Source organism: Paenibacillus sp. Paensp111 (genome assembly GCF_059492195.1).
Window position 1 is genome coordinate 3576617 of record NZ_CP168527.1, and the last position, 23562, is coordinate 3600178.

General features: G+C 50.9%; 23 protein-coding genes. 2 read left to right on the forward strand and 21 right to left on the reverse strand.

Going from position 1 to position 23562, the window contains the following annotated elements:
• Positions 1-74: 74 nt before the first annotated feature.
• On the reverse strand, positions 75-1202 hold the full coding sequence (locus ACEN86_RS16885) for a transglutaminase domain-containing protein (RefSeq protein WP_495631703.1): 1128 nt from the start codon (positions 1200-1202) through the stop codon (positions 75-77).
• 296 nt (positions 1203-1498) lie between these two features.
• Here ACEN86_RS16885 and ACEN86_RS16890 point away from each other — a divergent pair, with 296 nt between their 5' ends.
• A complete protein-coding gene (locus ACEN86_RS16890) occupies positions 1499-1696 on the forward strand; it encodes a hypothetical protein (protein ID WP_127200305.1) in 198 nt (65 codons plus the stop codon).
• A gap of 160 nt (positions 1697-1856) precedes the next feature.
• On the opposite strand, the gene ACEN86_RS16895 is transcribed toward ACEN86_RS16890, so the two are convergent.
• From ACEN86_RS16895 to ACEN86_RS16965, 15 genes are all read right to left on the reverse strand, one after another.
• Complete coding sequence (locus ACEN86_RS16895; protein ID WP_495631704.1) at positions 1857-2090, reverse strand: glutaredoxin family protein; 234 nt, start codon at positions 2088-2090, stop codon at positions 1857-1859.
• A 51-nt stretch (positions 2091-2141) separates the two neighbouring features.
• Positions 2142-3083, reverse strand: a complete 942-nt coding sequence (gene trxB / locus ACEN86_RS16900) for a thioredoxin-disulfide reductase (protein WP_495631705.1) — start codon at positions 3081-3083, stop codon at positions 2142-2144.
• A gap of 179 nt (positions 3084-3262) precedes the next feature.
• On the reverse strand, positions 3263-5200 hold the full coding sequence (locus tag ACEN86_RS16905) for a heavy metal translocating P-type ATPase (RefSeq protein ID WP_495631706.1): 1938 nt from the start codon (positions 5198-5200) through the stop codon (positions 3263-3265).
• Positions 5201-5607: 407 nt separating this feature from the next.
• Positions 5608-6525, reverse strand: a complete 918-nt coding sequence (locus tag ACEN86_RS16910; RefSeq protein WP_495631707.1) for a fumarylacetoacetate hydrolase family protein — start codon at positions 6523-6525, stop codon at positions 5608-5610.
• A 281-nt stretch (positions 6526-6806) separates the two neighbouring features.
• Positions 6807-8099, reverse strand: a complete 1293-nt coding sequence (locus ACEN86_RS16915; protein ID WP_495631708.1) for a homocysteine synthase — start codon at positions 8097-8099, stop codon at positions 6807-6809.
• A gap of 115 nt (positions 8100-8214) precedes the next feature.
• Complete coding sequence (locus tag ACEN86_RS16920) at positions 8215-10263, reverse strand: ABC transporter ATP-binding protein (protein WP_495631709.1); 2049 nt, start codon at positions 10261-10263, stop codon at positions 8215-8217.
• A 73-nt stretch (positions 10264-10336) separates the two neighbouring features.
• Positions 10337-11221 (reverse strand): ABC transporter permease, encoded by an 885-nt coding sequence (locus tag ACEN86_RS16925; RefSeq protein WP_495631710.1) that lies wholly within the window; start codon positions 11219-11221, stop codon positions 10337-10339.
• Positions 11222-12163 (reverse strand): ABC transporter permease, encoded by a 942-nt coding sequence (locus ACEN86_RS16930; RefSeq protein WP_495631711.1) that lies wholly within the window; start codon positions 12161-12163, stop codon positions 11222-11224.
• Positions 12164-12182: 19 nt separating this feature from the next.
• On the reverse strand, positions 12183-13832 hold the full coding sequence (locus ACEN86_RS16935) for an ABC transporter substrate-binding protein (RefSeq protein WP_495631712.1): 1650 nt from the start codon (positions 13830-13832) through the stop codon (positions 12183-12185).
• A 53-nt stretch (positions 13833-13885) separates the two neighbouring features.
• Complete coding sequence (locus ACEN86_RS16940) at positions 13886-14395, reverse strand: DinB family protein (protein ID WP_495631713.1); 510 nt, start codon at positions 14393-14395, stop codon at positions 13886-13888.
• Between the two features lie 275 nt (positions 14396-14670).
• Positions 14671-15747, reverse strand: coding sequence for an LLM class flavin-dependent oxidoreductase (locus ACEN86_RS16945; protein WP_495631714.1), 1077 nt, complete (start codon positions 15745-15747; stop codon positions 14671-14673).
• A gap of 65 nt (positions 15748-15812) precedes the next feature.
• Complete coding sequence (locus tag ACEN86_RS16950; RefSeq protein ID WP_495631715.1) at positions 15813-15980, reverse strand: hypothetical protein; 168 nt, start codon at positions 15978-15980, stop codon at positions 15813-15815.
• A gap of 77 nt (positions 15981-16057) precedes the next feature.
• Positions 16058-17317, reverse strand: coding sequence for a M20 metallopeptidase family protein (locus tag ACEN86_RS16955; RefSeq protein WP_495631716.1), 1260 nt, complete (start codon positions 17315-17317; stop codon positions 16058-16060).
• On the reverse strand, positions 17317-18645 hold the full coding sequence (locus tag ACEN86_RS16960) for an LLM class flavin-dependent oxidoreductase (RefSeq protein WP_495631717.1): 1329 nt from the start codon (positions 18643-18645) through the stop codon (positions 17317-17319). Before ACEN86_RS16960 ends, ACEN86_RS16955 begins: the two co-directional genes overlap by 1 nt.
• Positions 18646-18801: 156 nt before the next feature.
• Positions 18802-19683, reverse strand: a complete 882-nt coding sequence (locus ACEN86_RS16965; protein ID WP_495631718.1) for a LysR substrate-binding domain-containing protein — start codon at positions 19681-19683, stop codon at positions 18802-18804.
• A gap of 214 nt (positions 19684-19897) precedes the next feature.
• Between ACEN86_RS16965 and ACEN86_RS16970 the strand changes: the two genes are divergently transcribed.
• Positions 19898-20578, forward strand: coding sequence for a GGDEF domain-containing protein (locus tag ACEN86_RS16970; protein ID WP_495631719.1), 681 nt, complete (start codon positions 19898-19900; stop codon positions 20576-20578).
• 73 nt (positions 20579-20651) lie between these two features.
• Here ACEN86_RS16970 and ACEN86_RS16975 read toward each other — a convergent pair whose 3' ends face one another.
• From ACEN86_RS16975 to ACEN86_RS16995, 5 genes are read right to left on the reverse strand one after another with little or no spacing between them, the layout of a single operon-like run.
• Positions 20652-20930 carry a hypothetical protein gene (locus tag ACEN86_RS16975; RefSeq protein ID WP_495631720.1) on the reverse strand — a complete coding sequence of 93 codons (279 nt, stop codon included), beginning with the start codon at positions 20928-20930 and terminating at the stop codon, positions 20652-20654.
• Positions 20931-20934: 4 nt separating this feature from the next.
• On the reverse strand, positions 20935-21255 hold the full coding sequence (locus ACEN86_RS16980; RefSeq protein WP_495631721.1) for a hypothetical protein: 321 nt from the start codon (positions 21253-21255) through the stop codon (positions 20935-20937).
• A 29-nt stretch (positions 21256-21284) separates the two neighbouring features.
• Positions 21285-22799, reverse strand: coding sequence for a nitrate/nitrite transporter (locus tag ACEN86_RS16985; protein WP_495631722.1), 1515 nt, complete (start codon positions 22797-22799; stop codon positions 21285-21287).
• Positions 22796-22984 carry a hypothetical protein gene (locus tag ACEN86_RS16990; RefSeq protein ID WP_495631723.1) on the reverse strand — a complete coding sequence of 63 codons (189 nt, stop codon included), beginning with the start codon at positions 22982-22984 and terminating at the stop codon, positions 22796-22798. The genes ACEN86_RS16985 and ACEN86_RS16990 overlap by 4 nt, the downstream gene beginning before the upstream one ends.
• Positions 22974-23543, reverse strand: coding sequence for a Rieske 2Fe-2S domain-containing protein (locus ACEN86_RS16995; RefSeq protein WP_495631724.1), 570 nt, complete (start codon positions 23541-23543; stop codon positions 22974-22976). The genes ACEN86_RS16990 and ACEN86_RS16995 overlap by 11 nt, the downstream gene beginning before the upstream one ends.
• Positions 23544-23562: the final 19 nt, after the last annotated feature.

Below are 23562 nucleotides of genomic sequence, written 5' to 3' on the forward strand. Positions count from 1 at the left end.
ACATTCCCTTTTTTCCACTCATAATAATATTATTCCTGCCTCATTACTGAGGACAGCAGCCGCTGTCCAGGGCGTTAATCTTTCCAGTCTATTCTCACCTTGAGGTCTGGGGTCTCTTCAAGAGGTTCATTGTAGTAGGTTATATGGCTGATGTTCAATTCATACAGATATGGAAGATCATTTAGCAGCTGATCAACAGTACCCGAATATCGAAGAGTTATCGTATGCTTCTCCTGCTTGATGGCCTGCTGTACCTTCAGCTTCATTCCCTCCGCCGAGTTCACAGCCATTCCTGGCTGATACAGAGTATATCCTAGCTCCTCCTGAAGGGATTCCAAGACCGCTTTGCCTACTCCACCTGCAGATTTCGAGAGCGAGAGCAGGGTATCCTTGTATGCGGTCACGGCACCCGGATAAGAACGAGTCCAGCTATGATCCTGCTTCATCTGCTTATCTGTGCGGAGGTAATAGTTGTAGTGCACCTCTCCGGCCCGATCCGGTGTCGGATCATCCCAAGTCGTATCCATGTGGTACCACTTTCCCTGAAGCTTCAGCAGGTTCCAGGCATGCAGCTGGCCTCCGGCTGTCCCCTCCACAATAAGATTCGGAATTCCCGCTTCAAGCAGTAATTTATAAGCCAGGAGAGAATATCCCTGACAGACTGCCGCTCCGCTCTTAAGTCCTTCATAGGCCGTATATTTACGCAGGGTTTTGTCATATTGAAGATGCAGAACAATCCAATCGTGCAGGGCTTTTACCTTCTGGTGATCATTCATCCCGGGCTTGACCACACTTTGGACAATCTGCTTCACACGGCTGTTCACATAATTCGTCTGCGCAGCTGATTCCCGGTATACGAATCTCACCGTTACGGCCGCCGAAGTCGCGGTGCCTCGCCAGCTGAACGAGTAGCTGTCAGTAACATACTTGGTGTACACATCCGAATCAAGAGCCCCGGTAAGAGCCTTGCTCAGCAGTGAACGAAGGGCGGAAGTCTTGCCTTTATAGGTAAAAGTAACACTGCTGAGGCGAGCCTTCGCTGCATTCGTCAGCTTGTCCTGAATCTGGTCAGCAGTGACTACCGTACCCTGTTCAGAACCTGCATATACGACGGTTCCAAAGTCGGCTGCTGAGGGAACAAATCCAAGAAGAAGAGAGCCTGCTAACACAATTACTGCACATTCCATCCAGCGTTTCTTCATTGCCGCTTCCGCCCTTCTTCAGACTGCTGTCTCCAGGGGTTCCATCCTGATTCTATACCCTCCGAGACCTCTGTTAGGCATTATTGTATCATAGCTTGGCTGGTCAAAGGCCTTCTACTTTTGTCGATTGTTCGGGACAGGCACAGGTAAATTTGTTCATACAATAGACGTATTTCAGCCCATTTTAACCGTGAAAAACCGTCCCAAAAAACTTGATTTTCGTTATAATAAAGTTAAAAGTGTGATTTATCTCATTGCGCAAGTCTTATACTTGTAGAAATGGAGCGAGGAGAGCTATGACGATCCCGAATATTTCCGACATTTCCGTGCAAATGTTCGTTACTGTATTTTTCTTTCTGCTGATTATAGCCCCACTCTTCAGCCTGGGTGCTCTTCGTCTGTTCCAATCCAGAAAGAAGGCCGGATTCACCTTGATCGGAGCCGGTGTAGTAGGCTATTTGATCTTTATGCTTGTTATCAATCTCATAACCTGAATGCGTTTGCAGCAGGTATACCTGTTATGACACAAAGGGGATAACTCCACCATCCATCCTGGATCTGTGAGCTATCCCCTTCTTGCCTCTATTCTCAAATAAAAAGGGCCCTTCCAGCAGAAAAGTCATGATCTGCATGGGAAGTGCCCTTTTCTAGTTGTTAATTAGCGGCTAACGCCTTATCGAATTGCAGCTTGTTCATCCCTACAATTTTGAAATCACCGATCAAAGTAACCGGAACCGCCCGCATGCCCATATCATAAACCTGCTGCGCGAATTCCTCATTTGTCTCCACATTTCGTTCCTCAAAGGATATGCCCTTCTCGGTCAAAAAGCTCTTTACCTGCTTGCAGTGAGGGCAATTCGTACTTGTATATACAATCGCTTGTTCCACGTTCATTCACTCCTGTTCATTTTCTAATATCGTTATGGCTATAAGCTTCTCTTACAGAACTGCAGCTTCATGCTCCAGACTCTCAATATATTTCTCCGCGTCCATCGCAGCCATACATCCGCTGCCAGCTGCAGTGATCGCTTGACGGTAACGGGTATCCTGAACGTCACCACAAGCGAATACGCCTTTGACATTGGTCTCGGTGGTTCCTGGATTTACAACGATATATCCGTTCTCATCGGTAGTAATCTGGCCGCCAAGGAAGCCCGTATTCGGATGATGCCCGATAGCTACGAATACCCCGCTGGCTTCGATAATCTCTTCTTCGCCAGTTACGTTATTCAGCACTTTCAGACCTGTTACCCCACGGTCTCCGGCAATCACTTCAAGCGGAGTGCGGTTCAGTGCCCATTCTACCTTCTCATTCGAGCGTACGCGGTCCTGCATAATCTTCGAGGCGCGCAGCTCCTCGCGGCGGTGTACCAATGTCACCTTGGAGGCAAAGCGGGTCAGGAAGCCTGCTTCTTCAAGCGCCGAATCCCCGCCTCCTACGACAATGATCTCTTTGCCGCGGAAGAAGAAACCGTCACAGGTTGCGCATGTGCTGACTCCGCGTCCCACATTGTCCTGCTCACCTGGAATGCCCAGGTATTTCGCAGTAGCCCCTGTAGACAGGATCAGAGTTTCTGTTACCAGTTCTCCAAGGCCCTCTACCTGAAGCTTGAATGGACGGCTGCTGGTGTCCACACTGTTCACCCATCCGGTCCGGAATTCAGCCCCGAATCGTTCAGCCTGCTTGCGCATGTTGTCCATGAGTTCAGGACCCATAATCCCTTCAGGGAATCCTGGGAAATTCTCCACTTCTGTAGTGGTCGTAAGCTGACCGCCCGGTTGAGGCCCTTCAATAATGAGTGGGCTAAGATTCGCACGTGCCAAATAGATAGCGGCAGTCAAACCAGCAGGTCCTGTTCCAACAATAATAGATTTATACATAAGAATCGTCTCCTTCATATCGCTTCAATCTAAGTACGTATCCAGCTAGGTTTGTATGAGAAATCAGAGTAATTATAAGCTGCTTACTTTATATCATAATTATCTTAAATCCCCCATGGATCGTCAACATTCCTAGCGGACACGTTCAGTGAAGGTTAAATGAAGGAATGATGAAGATGTTATCTCAGCAGCCTTAGACCATTCAGAATCACCAGAATTGTGCTTCCCTCATGACCGATAACCCCCAGCGGGAGCGGGATACCCTCTATAAAGTTTCCGGCAATCAGGAGCAGAATCACACTGATCGCAAACACTATATTCTGTTTCACAATCCTCCGCGCACGGCGAGACAAGGTGATGGCGTAAGCAATCCGCTCCAGATCATCATTCATCAGAACCACATCCGCAACTTCCAGGGCAGTGCCGCTTCCGCTTGCCCCCATCGCTACGCCTACCGAAGCCGTGGCGAGGGCTGGGGCGTCATTGACGCCGTCACCGACCATAACGACATGGCCATACTTCTCACGGAGCGTTTTAACATGTTCCACTTTATCTGAAGGAAGCAGATCTCCATAGATTTGATCCACACCCGCTTCACGGCCAATGGCTTCAGCCGTTGTGTTATGGTCCCCTGTAAGCATGGCAGACTGTATACCCAGCTTGTGCAGTCTTGCGACAGCTTCCTTGGCCTGCGGGCGGATATTGTCTCTTAGCGCAAGAAGACCGATTGGGTTCTCCCGGTGCACAATTACAGATACGGTCTTCCCTTCCGACTCCAGCTTGCGTATCTCTTCCTCGCACCACTGAGGCAGCTCCCCTTCCATAGCTGAAGGCTTGCCGATCTTCCAGACGTCTCCGCCGATCCGTGCCTCGATTCCCCAGCCGGCAATACTCTTCATTTCTTCAGCAGGTAACAAGTCCAGCCCTTTCACGCCAGCTTCCTTCACTATCGCCCGAGCCAGCGGATGATCGGATAAATTCTCTGCCGAAGCGCAGTAGCGCAGAACTTCATCCGGCTCATACCCTTCTGCCACGATCAGATCCGTCACTTCAGGATTCCCCATCGTCAGCGTCCCCGTCTTGTCGAAAGCCACAACGGAGGCATAGCCCAGATTCTCCAGGTGGGCACCGCCCTTGAACAGCATCCCCTTACGGGCTCCGTTCGATATGGCAGACAGCATGGCCGGCATGATGGAAGAGACAAGCGCACAAGGAGAAGCGACAACAAGGAAGACCATGGATTTATAAAAGGTCATCTCCCACGACCAGCCCAGCACTAGCGGTGCCAATACAATCATGCACAAGGTAGCCCCTACGACAATCCGGGCGTAAATGCCTTCGAACCGCTGAATGAACCTTTGGGTCTTGGGGACTTCGCTCTGAGCTTCTTCAACTAATGTAATAATCTTGGAGAACAAGGAGCCTTCTGCAGGGCTAGTTACCTCGATGTATAGAGCCCCCTCCCCGTTCAGGGTTCCAGCATAGACTCCTTCACCGGCCATCTTATCTACCGGAATCGATTCACCGGTAATAGAAGCCTGGTTCACCGCTGAGCTGCCGCTCTCAATGACTCCATCTGCCGGGATGACTTCACCTGGCTTAACCAGCAGGAGATCACCGACCGCAAGCTCCGATACAGGCACCAGCTTCATGCCGCCCTCTTCAATACGAAGAGCCGTCTCCGGCTTTAGGGAGATTAAGGCCGAAATATCCTTGCGGCTGCGCTCTGAAGCGAACGACTCCAGCGCCCCGCTGAGGGCAAAGATAAAGATCAGCATCGCCCCTTCGTTCCAATAACCAATTGCCGCAGCCCCCATTGCAGCTGCAATCATAAGCAAATTAACATCCAGATCCCGATCTTTCACCAGTGTCTCAATCCCGTCCCTGGCCTTGCCCCAGCCGCCAACCGCATATGCCGTAACATAGACCATGATAGACAGCAGGGGAATCCAGTTATGCATCCCCCAGGCGATTAGCATCAGCGCTCCGCTTCCAAGCGCTTGAAGCATTTCCTTGTGGCGAAGCAGACTCAACAGAGTCTGGCGTTTGTTACGCCGAGGGTTGGGCTTATTGGCCATTTTGTCCGCAGCGGGCATGGATTTGTGAATAGCTTGCATAAGAATCACGTTCCTTTCTAAATTGTTGAGACTGTTCTCTTCTAATTGAGAATGAGAGCCGTTATTAATACCCTTAAAACAGCACATGCTGCTTCGGGGAAACCCCGAAAGCAGCATGCTCATTGAGAATGATAATCATTTTTGTATTGGTACAATATTGTTTCCTAGTTGCAACTTTAATTTCATAGTAATCCTTTCCTCTTAATTTGTAAAGGGCATTGATCACGGGGGTCTGTATCCTAACATTAAGCAGGCTGAAAGTTAAAAATACCCCGGGAGGTTATTCCCGGGGCACTCTCTTTATTGATCAATCTTTTTAAAGCGAAAGGCTTCGCTTCTCCTAAATCCTTCACATTCTTGACCATTGTGATTCTTAAGTTCAATTTATATAAAAACATCTCAAGGTCCTAGTTCTTATCCTCAGCTACCATACGGTTAATCAGCGAACCTAATTTCTCAATCTCGATGGTCACTTGATCCCCATCCTTCAAATACACCTGCTGCTCCGGCGGATACCCCAGCACGACGCCCTCCGGTGTGCCGGTCAGAATAATATCACCCGGCACCAGCGTCATGTGCTGTGAGATGTAGCTGACAATTTCTTCGATTCCAAAGATCATATCCGACGTGTTCGAATGCTGGCGGATCTCTCCGTTCACTGTACACTTAATGTCGAGACTGTTCGGATTACCAACCTCATCGGCTGTAACAAGGTAAGGTCCAAGCGGGGCGAACTTGTCACAGGATTTGCCCAGCAGCCACTGCGGGGTCCGCATCTGCAGATCACGTGCAGATAAGTCGTTGGCCGCACAATAACCGAATACATAATCCAATGCCTGCTCCTTGGGAACATATTTGGCTTCCCTGCCGATCACAACGGCAAGTTCTGCCTCGTAATCGACCTTGGCCGTTACTTTGGGAAGAGGAATGTCCTCGCCGCTCGCAGCTAATGCATTGTTGAACTTATTGAATAGTATCGGATATTCCGGTACTTGGGCATGAGTCTCCTCAGCATGCTTACGGTAATTCAGCCCCACACAGATGATTTTGTTCGGATTCGTCACACTGGGAGCCCACTTTAGGCCCTTCTCCTCAAGCCACAAGGCGGAATGATCGGCTCCTGAGGCAGTCAGTTGTTCTATGTAATCTTTCAGAACCTGGACCGCCTCCTGACCACCTTCAATGACTTCGGGAACGGAGACCGGAACAGGAGCCCCCGATTCTGGGGCAACCGTATCTAATGCCCTGGCTATATCCAGCACTCCACGTTCTGTCAGAATTCCTAGCCGTACGCCGCTTTCTTTTGTGAAATTTAGCAGCTTCATTTTGATTTGCCTCCTTATGTCTGATGCCGGGCAAATCCCGCCCATCACCGATAATTAAAATGGTGTGTATCATGTAGGATGACTGTAGCGCTTTCTCTGGTAAAAGACAAGCCGAAGCTGCCGCCGCTATCCCTCAATCATACGGATATATACTCCAAGCTGTACCAACCAGCCTTCTATGGGTTAATACATGCGCTTTAGCAGCAATAAACCAAAAAACGCTGCTCTCCTATTAGGAGCAGCAGCGTTTCGCGCATAGTTATATGAGCCCAGCCTGTACCTTAAGCCTGGCTGGCCTTGATAGCCTGCTCCAGGTCATACAGGATATCATCAATCGACTCGGTGCCGATCGATAACCGGATTAAGCCTGGCGTTACCCCTGCACTTGCCTGCTCTTCTTCTGTAAGCTGCAGGTGAGTTGTACTTGCCGGATGAATAATCAAGGATTTGGAATCGCCGACATTAGCCAGGTGGGAGAACAGCTTCACACTGTGAATCAGCTTACGTCCAGATTCAATGCCGCCCTTAATTCCAAAGGTGAGAATCGCCCCTTGGCCTTTAGGGAGATATTTCTTGGCAAGCTCGTAAGATGCATGACTTGGCAGGCCTGCGTAGCTGACCCATTCCACATCTTCATGCGCCTCCAGATATTGCGCAACCTTGAGCGCATTCTGACTGTGACGTTCCACTCTTAGGTGAAGGGTCTCCAGTCCCTGCAGCAGCAGCCATGAGTTGAACGGAGATAATGAAGCTCCGAGATCGCGTTGAAGCTGTACACGCGCTTTGATAATGTAAGCAAGTGGTCCTACCGCATCGCTGTAGACAACCCCATTGTAGCTTGGATCCGGTTCAGTCAGACCTGGGAATTTGCCGCTTGCCTTCCAGTCGAACTTGCCGCTGTCTACAATGACACCGCCAATTGTCGTTCCATGACCGCCAATGAATTTAGTGGCGGAGTGAACAACGATATCAGCCCCAAATTCAATCGGGCGCAGCAGATAAGGGCTTGGGAACGTATTATCCACGATTAGCGGAAGGCCGTTCTCATGAGCGATAGCGGCAACCGCTTCAATATCCAGCACATCACCCTTCGGATTACCGAGGGTCTCCGCATATAATGCCTTGGTCTTATCGGTAATCGCTGCCCGGAAATTCTCCGGATTGGAGGCATCCACGAAAGTAACTTTAATGCCGAGCTTCGCCAGCGTAGTGGAGAATAAGTTATAAGTTCCGCCGTAGAGTGTCGATGAAGATACAATCTCATCTCCCGCACCGGCAATGTTCAGAATGGAGAATGTAATCGCAGCCTGTCCAGAAGAGGTCGCAAGAGCTCCTACCCCGCCCTCAAGCTCGGCAATCCGTTTCTCAAATACATCATTCGTCGGATTCATAATACGCGAATAAATATTGCCGAATTCTTTGAGCCCGAACAGATTGGCAGCATGCTCGGTATCACGGAAACCATAAGAGGTTGTCTGATAGATCGGTACCGCACGCGATTGCGTCGTTGGATCAATTTCTTGTCCACCGTGAATGGCCAAGGTTTCAAAGCCGAATTTGCGTTCTTCTGACATGAATAAAATCCTCCTTATCAAGTAACAAAAACCGCAGAATAAATTGCATTTTCCATATTCTCTCACACAATTTGTTATTTGAAAAGACTATTCCGACAAAAATGGTGTGTTTTTTCTATAAAGGATAATGACAAGCCGCGAAGTGCCCGCTCCCAATCTCAACCAACTTGGGCGCCTGTTCCCGGCATAGGGCTGTTGCAGCCGGACAGCGGGTATGGAACCGGCACCCTTTGGGCGGGTTAGCAGGGGATGGGATCTCCCCTTGTATCGCTGAGAACTCCCTTTTCCTTGTGGGATCTGGCCATGGAATGGAGGAGATTAATGCTGCGGTATAATGGTGTGCAGGATGGCGAAATAATTCTTCGGCAGGAGCAATCTCTACCAGATTACCGAGGTACATGACACCAATACGCGAGGATACGTGTCTGACAATATTCAGACCGTGCCCAATGAATACATAAGTCAGTCCCAGCCGGGCCTGCAGCTCCTGCATCAGATTCACGATCTGGGCCTGCACGGATACATCCAGCGCCGAGACCGCTTCATCCGCAAGGATAAAGCTTGGTTGAAGCGCTATAGCCCGGGCAATGCCAATCCGCTGGCGTTGCCCGCCGGAGAACTCATGCGGGTAGCGGCTCGCCCATGCCGGATTGAGGCCAACCCAGCCAAGCAACTCATCCACCCGGCTCTTGCGCTCTGCGGCGCTTAGCTTCTGATGTACTTCCAGCGGCTCTGCAATGGTATCTCCAATCGTCCAGCGGGGATTAACCGACCCATAGGGGTCCTGGAAGATCATCTGCATGTCTCGCCTGAGCATTTTGCGGCGGGCGGGCTTCATAGCCGTAAGCTCTTCTCCCTGGAAAAAAATCTCTCCGCCCGTCGCCTTCTCCAGCTGGATCAGGACACGCCCGAGCGTGGACTTGCCGCTGCCGGATTCGCCGACAAGGCCGAACGTCTCTCCTTTGTGAATGGAGAACGTCACGTCATCCACGGCGTGGATGACGGCCTTCGTCAAGCCTAACGCGTTCTTGACAGGATAATGCTTGGTAAGCCCCACCACATCGAACAGCAATCCTTGTTCAGCCCCAGGCAGTTTCGGCTTGGACTCACCGGCAACCGGTTGAATACCGATATTCTGCGGATCTGGATTGATCTTCCCTAATTGAGGAAATGGACGCGACATTTCCTTAAGCAGTTCGTCCGTATGCCAGCATGCAGCTTCATGACCGTCACTACCCAGCAGAGGAGGAGCCTCCTCCCTGCACTTGGCTGTAGCCAGCGGGCAGCGCGGATGAAACCGGCAGCCTGACGGAAATTCCGTCACATTCGGCGGGGCGCCTTCAATCGTGTACAGCGGAGCGCTGCGATCGCTGTCCATGGCCGTGATGGAGCGCAGCAGTCCTGCGGAATAAGGATGCCTTGGCTGTGCGAAGAGGCGATCCGCCGGAGCCTGTTCGGCAATTCTGCCGGCATACATGACGATCATGCGATCTGCGATCTCGGCTGCTATGCCGAGATCGTGGGTAATGAGCAAAATTGACATGCCGAGCTCGGTCTTGAGCTCCTCTAGCAGGCGCAGAATCTGAGCCTGAATGGTGACATCGAGCGCTGTGGTAGGCTCATCAGCAATAAGCAGCTCCGGACCACAGGCAAGAGCCATCGCGATCATGGCACGCTGAAGCATGCCGCCTGACAGTTCACTTGGATACTGGTCCATCCGAAGCTTCGGTTCAGGCAGTCCCACACGCTGCAGCAGATGCACGGCATGGGCCCGTGCTTCCCCGAGGGTTCGCCTGTCATGACGGCGAATCGTCTCCACTAGCTGGGCACCTATTGTGAATACAGGGTCGAAGGCTGCCATGGGCTCCTGGAAGATCATGGATATTCCTTTGCCCCGAATGGACCTAAGCAGGCTGGCCGGAAGAGTCGTCAGCTCTTCACCATCCAGCTTGACGCTGCCTGATTTGATACGGCCGCGTTCGAAATCAATCAACCGCATAATGGCTTTGGAAGTGATTGTCTTCCCGCTGCCCGATTCTCCCACAAGGCAGACGGTCTCACCCCGGCCAATGTAAAAAGACACGTCCGATACCGGTTCAAGAAAACTCCCGGATTTCTCAAATTCCACCGACAAGCCCTGGGTGGCCAATAAGGGTTCTGTCATAGGCTGCCTCCTGCCAATAATACGGAATGTTCTAAAGATGCACCTTATCTCATGCAGTCTAACTCATATCTACTTAACCGCCGCTTTTTCTCGGATCCAGAGCGTCGCGGACCCTATCGCCGATCACATTCACAGATAGCACAAATAGCGCAATGGCTGCGCCAGGAAAGGTACATATCCACCAGGCTACCGTCAAGTAACCTCTCCCCTGTGAGAGGACGGTTCCCCAATCGGGAATCTCCTTGATCACCCCAAGCCCCAGAAAGCTAAGACCTGAGCTCGTCAGAATGGACGTGCCAATACCGACTGTAGCCATAACCAGGAACGGGGAGAGCGAGTTGGGAAGGACATGCTTCAGGAAGATACTCAGCCCCGAGCTTCCGATCGAACGTGAAGCCAGCACATAGGGCTTATTCTTCACCGTCAGGACCTGACTTCTCATCACTCTTGCGTAATTAGGGATAACGCCCGCTGAGACCGCCAGTACAATATTGAACAGACTAGGCCCCACTGCGGCTGCAATGGCAAGCGCAAGCAGAATGCCCGGAATGGACATCAGGATCTCGATCAGCCTCATCACCAGGACGTCCACCCATCCCCCGGCATATCCGGATAGAGCGCCGATAGCGCCCCCAAGTCCGCCTCCCACAAGAACGGAAGCGACTCCGATAAGCAGCGAATCCCGGGCGCCATATACCACCAGGCTGAAGACATCTCTTCCAAAGTAATCCGTTCCGAGCAGATGGGCCGCCCCTGGAGGCTGCAGCAGCTGATTGGGATCCATAACCTCAGGTGAATAGTGGGCTATCCACTGGGGAACTATCGCACACGCGGTCATAAATGCGACGACCAAGCAGGCAGCATATAAGAAGAATGAGGATGCGCTAATGCGCCTTAATGACACACGCGCTTTCCAGGTTGTTTTCCAAATCGGCTTAAGCGCCGTTGCTTCCTTCATCTACACTCCTCCCTTAAGCTGCGAGCGTCTAACCCGGGGATCGATGAACGAATACGAAATATCTACGATCAGATTGGTCAAGACATAGATCATGGCCGTGAAAAAGATAACTCCCTGCACAACTGGGATATCCTTGGACAGGATAGCATCCGCCAAGATTCTTCCGATTCCCTGCCGGGCGAAGACGGTCTCGGTCACCACAGTTCCGCTGAGCAGCTCCCCGACCGTAAGGCCAATCATGGTCAGCGCCGGAATCAGGGAGTTGCGCAGAGCATGACCGTACATGACAGCCCTCTCAGAGAGCCCTTTGGCCCGCAGTGTCAAAATATACGGCTCTCCAAGCACCTCAAGCATCGTATTACGCACCATCCGTACGATGAATCCTGCTCCGATGAGCCCAAGCGTGAGCCCTGGAAGAACCAGCGTCCTCCAGCCGTCAGAACCCATGGCGGGCAACCAGCCAAGCTGAATGGAGAACAGCAGCAACAGCAGGATTCCCGTCCAGAACGCAGGCATCGAGATTCCGAACAGCCCAATGAAACGGGCCGCGAAATCAATAACTCCATTCCGGTGGATGGCAGAAAGTACACCTAGAAGAATACCTACAACTAGCGATACGGACACACTAACAAGGGTCAGGGTCAGCGTAGCCGGAAGATGTTCCAATATCTTCGGAAGGACCAGATCCCCATTCACTCTGGAGACCCCAAAGTCGCCCTGAAGCAGATGGATAAAATACCTGTAGAACTGGACATAGAACGGTTGGTCAAGCCCAAGGTGGCTCTTCAGGCTGGCGATGGCTTCCGGTGTAGACGCATTGCCGTCAAGCATGATCAGCACCGGATCACCGGGCAGCAGATACATAATAATGAACACCAGCATCGATGAGCCAAGAACAACAAGCAAGGAGGAGAACAGACGGGTTGCGATGGCTCCGGTCATATGATTAGCTCCCTGTTGTCTATTTGCGAGTCGTTACGTCGTAGAACTGTGGATAGCCCAGAAGATCGAACTTCAATCCTTCTACGCTGCTCGAATGGGCCACGGTATAAGGAAATACATAGATTGGAAGGGCGAGAGCATTCTTGATCACGTACTGCTGAATCTGCGCATAGGCCGCCTTCCGCTTCTGCGGATCGGTCTCTTGATAGCCTTGATCCAGCAGCTTATCGATTGCAGGGTCATTCAGCTTCACGTAATTGTAACCGCCCTTGCCGTATACTCTGTCCGATCGGAACAAATTGCGCAAAATATCCGGGTCAGCCTTAACCTGGGAATTGCCGACCAAATCATACTCGCCTTGAGTCAGCGGGGTAACGGTATCCTTGGTAATTGTCAGCTTGACATCCACACCGACCTGCTTCAGCTGCTGCTGGACAATCGCGGCAATATCATTGCGCTTCTCCCGGTTGGGTGAAGACTCCAGGTACCGAAGCGTCAGCTTCTTGCCGTCCTTCTCACGGATACCATCTGCCCCTTTGATCCAGCCAAGTTCATCCAGCAGCTGGTTCGCTTTCGCCGCGTCAGCCTTCACGCTATTCTCGAGTGTGGCATCATAACCAAGTATGCCAGGTGTCAGAACGGACCAAGCCCGTTGATACGTGCCCAGATACAGGGTCTTTACAATCGTATCCACATCTACAGCGGACCTCACAGCATCTCGCAGCTTGGGGTCGCTCCATGGCGCATTGCTTGTGTTGAAGTAGAGCGTGTACGGTGTACCATTGGTTATAGCTGTATCCAGCTTAATATTAGGATCGTTCTTCAAAGTCAGAATGTTCTGCGGGGGCACTGTCTCTGCGGCAAGCACCTGTCCGCTCTGGACACTGCCAATCCGGGTGGCTTCTTCAGGGACAATTTTGAAAATCAGCTTATCCAGATGCGAAGCTCCTTTGTTGTCCGCAATCGGCGGTCCCCAGTTATACTCTGAATTCCTCTCAAGTACAATCTGGTCGTTCTCGGACCAGCTTACGAACTTGAACGGGCCAGTTCCCACAGGGTGCTTACCGTATTGTTCACCATACTGCTGAAGTGCCTTAGGTGAGGATATCCCGAGAAAAGCGGAGCTTAAACCGCTAAGCAGCGGCTCAAAAGGTTCCGTGAGGTTCACTTTGATCGTATCCTCGCTAATGACCTCGGCGGATTTATAAGGCCCAATCAGCGTGCGCGCCTGCCCGGTCAAGGTCTGGGTATGATCGAGAGTGGCCTTCACCGCTTCCGCGTTAAAAGGAGTTCCGTCATGGAACTTAACGTTGTGACGCAGCTTGAAGGTATAGCTCTTGCCATCCGCCGACTTCGTCCAGCTCTCAGCCAGCCATGGCTTGAAGGTGCCGTCAGGCAGCTCGGATACCAAGCTGTCAAAAACATTACGGAACACCCTGTGAGATACGGCGTAACCGCTCTTGCCAGCGTCCAGAGAATCCGGTGAAGTGGCCAGCGCATAAGTCAGTTCACCGCCTGATGAAGAACTGCTGCTGCTCCCTTCAGCCGCAGCCTTTGGCGTTCCGGTATCGTCTGATCCCTTGCTTGAAGCGCATCCGGTAAGTACAAGAATGAATGCCGCCGATACGAGTACAAATTTCATCCAATTTGAAGCTTTTCTCTTGTTCAATATGATCTCTCCCTTTTGACAAGTTTGAACGTGAACAGCAGTAGGTACTCACTTTATTTCGCAGCTCTGTTAGGCTTGAGGCACCTCATCCTGTGCGAACTGGCTGCTAATGCCTCTTTGATCCGGTTAATCTGACCGATATGATGATGCACATGTCTGATGAACCCCGATACGATCGCTTCAGCTGTTACCGTCTCTCCTTTGAAATTCACTCCGGTCTTCTTCCAGTCCGTATCCGTCAAGCGTCCAAACAGCAGGCTGTTATACTGAAGCAGCGCCTGATACACAGTCAAGATCTCTTCAATGCTGCTCTCGTTCGCCTTCTGACCGTATACCCAGGCATCCTGATCAAAAGCAGGCAGCTGAGCTGTCGTGCCGGCAAGCACATCGCGAATCCGGAAAGACACAACGAAGTTGTGATCGGCTAAATGGGCCAGCACTTCAGTGATACTCCAAGATTCGGTTGATACTTTCCATTTCAGCTCTTCAGGGCTAAGGCCCGCGACGGCTTGTTCTAACACTCGGTAAGTATCCAGATAGTCTGGAATATGAATAGTACTCATGGTAAGTTCCTCCCGAAATATATTTTAATTTTATTTAACTTACCGAATTAGTCGGATTTAATAGAGCACTGGGTGCACTGAGTATAATAAAGTCTCCCGTAGGTAAGAGTGTGAATGATTCTGGGTGAGCGAAGCGTTGCCTACAAGCTTTCTGAAAGAAAGCTACATTGGAAGCATATTCTTTGTTCCAAAATTCCACCTAATAAATTTAATTAAGAAATCTGGGCAATAGCAAGCGGCGGCCTTCCGGGCATATTTCTTCCGTGCATGTCACTTTAGTGGCTCACTTTGTTCAAGCTTGGTTCCAGCACCGAAGAAGACTCCCATACCGCGCTGGGGATTTCCCGCTTCAGCACAGGGATAACCTCAGTTGCAAACCGTTCAACCTGCTCCAGTTGCTCAGCCTCGGTCAACCCGTCTACGCTGATACTAAGCACTTGATGCCCGTAAGCCTCATGATATTTCAGGATTTTCTCTATAACCCGGTTTGCACTTCCGACCAGAGCGGGTCCATTCTCGATATTGTCCTCAAGGTCTTTGAACGGGGACTGGTTATGCTTGGCGGAATCGGTAGATTGGAAGGATTCATAATAAGGACGATATCGCCGGATAGCTTCCTCATTCGTATTGGCAAGATACAAGCTGCCTCCACCTGCACCGACTACAGCAGTTTTGGGATCATGTCCATAGTAGGCCAGCCGCTCGCGGTAATGATCAATCAAGGCTTTGTATTTAGCCATAGGGTGAAAGGTATTGGAAGAGAAGATCGGCTCCCCGTACTTCGCAGCAAGTTCTGTTGATCTCGTGCTCGACGCGCTGCCATGCCAGAGCGGAATCGTCTTCTGAAACGGTCTTGGCTGTGTTGTAACCTGATCCAGCGGTGTACGGTAGTGTCCCTCCCAGCTGACTTCCTCCTCTCTCCATAGGCGCCGCAGCAATTCATACCGCTCGGCAAGGGAGTCCCACTGCTCCTCTTCGGTAATCCCGAAGAGCGAATAATGGCGCGGATCATTTCCTTTGCCAATAATCATCTCCAGTCTTCCTCCCGAGAGGTGATCGAGCGTAGCATAGTCCTCGGCTACCCGAACCGGGTCAAGCACACTCAGAACAGTCACAGTACTAAGCAAGCGAATCCGTGAGGTTCTTGCTGCTATGGCTGTCAGCACTAACGGCGGAGAAGAGGACAGAAAAGGAGCACCGTGACGCTCGCCAACCCCGTATGCATCGAATCCAAGCTTTTCAGCCAGAACTGCCTGGTTCAGCACGTTCTGGAATTTCTGCTGTGCCGTCAATGTCTCCCCGGTTACAGAATTGGGAATGTTCATCATCAGGCTGAACAGGGCAAATTTCATTTGGTCTATTCCCCTTTTATATGGATTGAACTAAAGACTATGCGATTAATTCCTCCATATAGATATTAATGCTCACCTTTAATAGGAACCCCAAATTCTGCTTTGAGGGCCAGCCTTATAAAATAATCAAAGCTCGGGTTAGTGTCTCTCCACGTCTCAGGCTGGGTACGCGTAAGTTCGTTCTTGTCAATGTCATAACCAAAGAAAGGACGTGCCGTGTTCCTTCTTCGCATGGTTGTAGACTCCCTTTCTCCACAAGATTGGCAATTCAACGCTCAAAAGCGGTAAAGAGTCGATCTAGACTTAAGAACTACCATACGGCTTTACGTTCAGGTGCTGATCTAAATGCACCCTCCCGCTCTTCCTGCAGAGCCTCAAATACGAACTGTACATGAAGCTTAGCGCCCAAAGTAAGTATCGATTCATCCAGCTCAAACTTCGGATGGTGAATTGGATAGACTGGGTTGCCCCCTTCTGGCGACGATCCCAGAAAAGCAAATGTACCTGGAACTTGTTCGGTATACAGCGCGAAGTCCTCCCCAGCGAGGATCGGTCTAAGCTCCTGAACACGGAGCTTCCCGAACACAATATGTGCGGCTTGTTCAGCCAAATGGAGCACATGGCCATCGTTATTCAACACAGTTCCGGTACGCTGAATCACCTCAGACGTTCCTCCATGTTGCAGTGCGATCAGTTCCGCTGTTCTTTGAATCCTGTGCGTAATTTTGTCTACCACAGCCGGATGGAATGCCCGGAATGAGCCTTTAATCTCACTATGGTCTGCAATGGCATTCAAGACAGTACCTGCATTCAATGTTCCAAAAGACAGCACTGCAGGTTCAAGCGGGTTCACCATGGTGGTCATGGCCAGCTTGATCTCATTAATGAATTGGGCGGCCATGAGGATGGCATCTGCTGCCAGGTGCGGCGAGCTGTGATGTCCGCTCACGCCATGGAAGCGGACTGTAAAGTGAGAAGAAGCCGCCATGGCCTCCTTCTTGTGCAGCCCAAGCGTTCCAGCCGGTAGATCTGGCCAGACATGTATGGCGAAGCACATGTCCACGTCCTCCAGAATGCCGGCCTCAATCATGTCCCGGCCGCCGCTGATTAGGCGGCCGTCTGACTCCAGCTGGCGCGTGCCCTCCTCCGCCGGCTGGAACACGAACTTCACCTTACCGTGAAGTTCGTTCCGGAACCGGCTGAGCGCTTTGGCTGCGCCCAGCAGCATGGCTGTGTGCGCATCATGCCCACAGGCATGCATGATGCCCGCGTGACGGGAGCTGTATTCTGCTCCCGTCTCCTCCTGGATCGGCAGGGCGTCCATATCCGCCCTCAGCAGAACCGTCCGGCCCTCCTTGCTTCCATGGAGGAGGCCGATAACCCCGCTGCCGAAGTGCCAGCCCACATGGCGATGTACTTCAAGGCCATACTGCTCTAGCAGCTCGGCTACCTTACCCGCCGTTCGCGGAACATCGAACAGCACCTCCGGATACTGATGAATATCCCGGCGAATCTGGGTAAGCTCCTCCTTCAGTGTATCGATATAAGCAAGGATAGGCGCCGTGTGCATCAGCTGTTCACTTTTTGCTTGGCGTAGCGGTTCTCAGGAATAGGCACCTCCAGATTCCCTCTCAGCGTATCGGCCTCGTAATCCAGTCTGTATAGACCTCGTTCTTGCAGAATAGGAACCACCAGCTCTACGAAATCACTCAGTCCGCTAGGCAGCTCGGAATGAATAATGAACCCGTCAGCAGCGCCCTCCTCATGCCAAGCCTGGATCTTATCTGCTACCTGCTCAGGTGTCCCGATAAATCCGGTTCTCGGTGTTGCGGACTGCAGCGCAACCTGACGCAGCGTCAAATTCTGCTCTTTCGCTCTCTGCTTGATCTTGTCGGTTCCGCTGCGGAAGCTGTTGGACCCAAAGTCACCCAGCTCCGGGAAAGGCTCATCCAGCGGATATTGCGAGAAGTCATGATGCTCGAAGAACCGGCCCAGATAATTAAGGGCATTCTCAATGGTCACAAGCCCCGCGAGCTCCTGATATTTGCGCTCCGCTTCTTCCTCTGTTCTGCCTACGATCGGGCCGATTCCCGGCAGAATAAGTATGTCCTCCGGCGACCGCCCGAACCGGACAGCGCGCTCCTTCACATCCTTGTAGAATGCCTTGGCCTCCTCCAGGGTCTCCTGACCTGTGAATACGGCGTCTGCTTCCTTGGCCGCCAGATTCTTCCCATCTTCCGAGGATCCGGCCTGGAAGATCACCGGCTGTCCCTGCTTGGAGCGGGCAATATTCAGCGGGCCCTTCACCGAGAAGAACTCTCCCTTGTGGTTCAGCGTATGCAGCTTCTCCGGATCGAAGAAGACTCCAGACTCTTTATCGCGTACGAACGCATCATCTTCCCACGAATCCCATAATCCTCTGGACACCTGCAAATACTCTTCTGCGATCTTGTAGCGCTGTGGATGAGATGGATGCTCTGCTCTGCTGAAATTCAGCGCCGAGCCCTCCAGCGGAGAGGTGACCACATTCCAGCCGGCACGGCCGCCGCTGATATGATCCAGTGAGGCAAACTGTCTGGATACGGTGAAGGGTTCGCTATACGAGGTAGACAGGGTTCCAACCAGACCAATTCGCGAGGTGACCGCAGCAAGGGCGGACAGAATTGTAATCGGTTCAAAGCGGTTCAGGAAATGAGGAATAGATTTCTCGTTAATATATAGACCGTCCGCAATAAAGACGAGATCAAACTTGCCTTCCTCGGCCTTTAATGTCTGACGCTTGTAGAATTCAAAATTCACACTGGCGTCGGTAATCGCCTCCGGGTGCCGCCACGAGGATACCGACCCTCCTACCCCATGTACAAGTGCGCCGAATTTTAATTTTTTAGAGCTAGCCATGAACATCTCCTCCTTCTGCAAAATTATAATTTATACAATTCCGATAAGTTAAATCGTATTTATGGCGATAACTATACCACCCGATTTTTCCCTCCGTCAATCCGGCAGCCAATCAACTCTTTCTATTCGTTAATAGATAACTTCGATAAGAGTTATTTAGTGAAGATGAGCTTCTCTCCCAGCCGTGAGAAAAGCTTGCGCAAGCGAGGTACTCTCCCCTATGCGCGAAATAATGTGGGTGTGCAGAGCGTTGCCTGATATCTCGGGAACATGAACAGGGATCAGCCGCCCCTCCTCGGTTTCTTTCCTCGCACACAGCTCCGGTAGGAAGCAGATCCCTGCCCGGTTCATCACCAGCTTCTTGGCCGTCTCCAGGTTATCCACCTGGTAGTTAATTTTGGGACGCTCAGACAAGCTGTCAAAAGAACGCTGGATTCTAACCCAGTCCAGTGATCCGCACTCAAAAAAGATGAAGGGCTCACGACTGAGAAGCTCTGCAGACACTTCCTCCAGCGTTGTAAAAGAATGTCCCTCATAGACAAATAGCCTGATCGGGTCCTCCAGCAGCTTAAGGGAATGAATATGCGGATGAATTACATTCCTCACCAGCCCCAGATCGCTCTCATTGCTCAGAACACGGTGCAGGATGGTATCACTTGCAGCCGTGGTAAGTCTGATGTTGACTTCCGAGAATTGCTCTTTAATCCTTGGAAGAATCTGCGGAATTATGTAGTTGGATACCGATACCGTACAGTCAATTCTCAGCTCTCCCGTCACTTCTGCAGCCCGGTGCAGGTGCTGCTTGGAGCTTTGGTAGAGACGGAGAATTTGCTGAGCATCCGGCAGGAACCGCTGGCCCTTGTCCGTAAGATTGATTTTTTTGCCCATACGGTCGAACAGTTGGCAGTCCAAATCGCGTTCAAGTGATTGAATCCTTGCGGTTACCGAAGGCTGTGACAAGAACAAGGCATCGGCAGCCTTATTAAAACTTCCATAATGGACAACGTATACAAAGGCCTCGAGATTATCCAGGTTCATCCTATTCAACCCTCCCAATGAACAATACACATTTAACATATTAGTTAACTCGGAATTAAATGTGCATGGTTTTGTTTAGGGACGAGTATACGGCACATGGTTTGTATGCGTCAATTAAAATATCCTAATTTTTCTATTCATCTTGCCTGAAAGTTGGTAGAAGTACTATGATAGAGATAGGTCTAAAGTCCAATTCCAAAATGAGGTGTCCTCTGTGGGGTTCAAAGGTAGGATTGCCGCAGTATCCATTACATTCTGCTTACAAACAGTGTTTGTTCTCTACGATACAGCCAAATATGGACGCCTTGATGCTTTCGTACTGGCAGGTTACTTGTTGGTTCTGCCTGTTGCTTACTGGGCGGGCTTCCACTTTGACCGGACTAAGGCTGAATCCGAGAAGGATCCGCTCACTCGCCTGTATAACAGGCGGTACGTCATGGAATCTTATCCCAAGCTTACGATGCGTGCAAGCAGACAATTAGGCAAGCTGTTCGTGCTTATGATCGACTGTGATAATTTCAAGACGATCAACGACAAATTGTCGCATGAGAAAGGAGATCTCGTCCTACAAAAGATCGCCGCGCTCCTGTGCGCGCATACCCGATCTTCCGATATTGTGTCCCGCTGGGGCGGTGATGAATTCCTGGTTATCGGGGAGTATAATGGATCTGAAGCACTAACCGCCATGCTCAAGAGGATTGCAGGTGAGCTTGAGAATCTCTCTCTTGAAATGGGTATCCCTATCTCCGCCACGATCGGATCCGCCGTATATCCGGATGACCATCATCACATTAATGAACTGATCAAGATTGCAGACAGAGAAATGTACTCCTATAAGCCCCGCACGAAGGAAGAGGACGCGTTCCTTGCCTACGATCTGCCTGAGCAGCATTGATAGATTTGCATTCTAATATAAAAAGACGCTCTCCTAAGTTCATCCTAAGGGAGCGTCTTCTTTTTATTTAACCTTATAAACGTTTAATGCTGTACACAAGCTTTCCTTCCGCATCGGTAGAAGTGAACTCGCTCTCTGCAAGCTCTGTCAGCTGCTCGAATACAGGAACGGCGACGAACTGCCAGTCACTAATATAAAAGCGGATATATCCGCCATCCGAATCCAGTTCCGTGCGTGCCAGATCATACGTCTTGGGCGGTGCAACCGGATCCAGTCCCAGTCGGTCGCTGATCCTTACTTCGATAGGATGACCGTGCCATTCTACCAGCTTGTTCAACATGCTAGGGTCCATGTGCCTACGCCTCCTTCATCCTGCAGCTGCCTGCATCTTCTTGGGGGATTACCTGCAAAGAGTACCCACTGAGCCAATCCCAGCATGGGGAATTCAACCTTGGATCAATGAAGGTCAGAAATTGGTCTTCGGTCTGGCAGACGGTAAGCCCTTTGCCCTCCGCAACGGTTATCAGGAGATCATCCTGTCTTTTCACTTCCACATGCCAGGTAATATGTTCATCCAGCTCTGCAAGTTCAAGGTCCAGCATGGCCTTCATATCTTCCGGAGCCGTCTGAGCCGTGGTGATGAAGACGAGATCCCAATTTAACTGACTGATATTCACGGAGGGTCCCCCTTTCGGCTTGTTAATCTTTAAGCAAGCTTTGACCTGCTGCTCGTAATATCGCTGAACATTCCAGAGTAGTTCGTCACTTCACCAGATTCATTCTTCACAGCACTAATCGTTAACCATTCGAGATAGACTTCTCCATTCTTCTTGCGGTTCCATATTTCTCCCTGCCAGTATCCATGCTCACGAATGTTCTCCCACATGTGGTTATAGAACTCCCGCGATTGCTTGCCGGACTTCAGGACACTTGGCTTCTTGCCAATGACCTCGGCCGCAGTATAGCCGGTTAATTTAGTGAATGAAGCATTAACGGAAGTAATCGTTCCCTTCTCATTCGTAACCATGATCCCTTCCACGGTATTCTCGATAATCGAAGCAGACAGTCCCAGCTTCTCTTGATAGAACATCCAGATAACCAGAATCAGGCTGGCAAGTGCAATTTCAGATAAAGCCATGAATCCAATAGCATAATGCCCGGTTGCCTTGAACAGGAGAGTAAGCATCAGCGGCGGGAAGAAGCCACCGAGTCCGCCCATGGCAGAGATGATTCCGTTCGCGATCCCCGCCTGCTTGGTGAAGTGGAGCGGCACGAGCTTGAAGATCGCTCCGTTCCCTGTTCCTGCACAGAAGGCCACAGTCAGACAGCCAACCGAATACCAGGTAAGCGTAGGGGCGAATGAGAGCAGCACAGCAGACGCAGTCAAGCCGGCAAATACAAGAATGAGCAGCTTGTAAGGATTCATGATATCGCCAAGCTTACCCCCGATTGGGCGCATGGCCGTAGCCAGCGCGATAAAGCCGGCTGTACGTAGTCCTGCATCTACCTTGGACAGATGGAAGTAAGTAACCAGGAAGTTAGGCAGATACACGGTGAAAGCAACGAATGAACCAAAGGTAATGAAATAGAAAAGACATAACAGCCACAGCTTCTGATTGCGGGAGACTTCCTTCACCTGCTTAACCAGTGAAGTTCTCACTTTCGCCTGCGGCTCCTTGCGGTCACCGAGCGTAAAGTTCAACAGCGCCATCCCGATAAGCAGAATTCCGTATGCCAATACGGTCTTGGACCAGCCGATTTGATTCGCGAGCAGCGGTGCCCCAAAGGTTGAGAAGGCTGTTCCGATATTGCCCACACCGTAGATTCCATTCACGAAACCGTGCTTTTCCTTACCGTAATATTTAGGGAGTGAAGTGACTCCAACCGAGAATACGGCACCGGCAGTCCCCAGGAAGAAGCCGCCGATGATCAGATCCCAGAAAGAATCGGCCTGGCTGACCCAGTACAGCGGGATGAGCAGCAGTACGAAGCTGTAAGCGAACATTCTGCGTGCACCAATGACATTCGTCCAATAGCCAAACGGCACTCTCATGATGGAGCCCATCAGCACTGGAACTGCCGTTACCCAGGTTAGCTGGGTTGCGGTTAGGTGAATATCCTCCTTAATGAAGGGCATTAATGAGGATATGATAACCCACACCATGAAGCCGGTAATCAAACTGACGGTTTGGACAGGTAGTTGAAATTTTCTAGTATTCATTTGACGTCACGCTCCCGAAAATAAATCCATATAGCAATTGGAAATAATACGATATTTAGTACTGCAAAAAGCACCACACGCTCATAGCGATCATAGAAGTAGGCGTTCACTGCCTGCTGTGTACAAATAATATTAAGCAGCAGTACGAAGCAGAGTAGAATGACACCACGGTAACTACGTTTCATACCGCTTCACTCCCGTCGCATAGATTGCTCCCTGCTCTTTGGAGAGAACTACTTCAGGAAGGGGGCGCTGCGGAGGACCCGCCGTCGGCTTCCCTGTCTTCACATCGAAGAATCCATGATGACAAGGGCATACCAGCCTGCCTTCTTCTTTGCTCCAGAATACGGGGCACTTGAGATGCGTGCATGCGTTCTGATAGGCCTTGAATTCATTCTCTCCCAGGCGGACCAGCAGTGCGGCATCATGCTCGCCAGGGTAGGCAAATTCAATGGCTTCCCCTATCTTCAAGTCATTCGTGTTAGCCAGCTTTTGCTTCGGGTGAGACTTGCTGCCAAGTCCAGTAAGCTCCTTCACGGCGAGTGTGCCCCAAGGCAGGGTAGACACCGCGAAGATCCCGGCCGCGCCAACCATAGTCTTCATGAATCCGCGCCGGTCCAGTCTGCGCTCCCCAGCCTTGCGGATATTGTGGGTATAGTTATTCTCGTCAAATGGAATTTTGTCGTTGCTGATCTTGGTACGGCCTGGATCTGTCTTCTTGTTATTCTTGATCTCCTCACTCATATATGGATCCCTCCTTCTT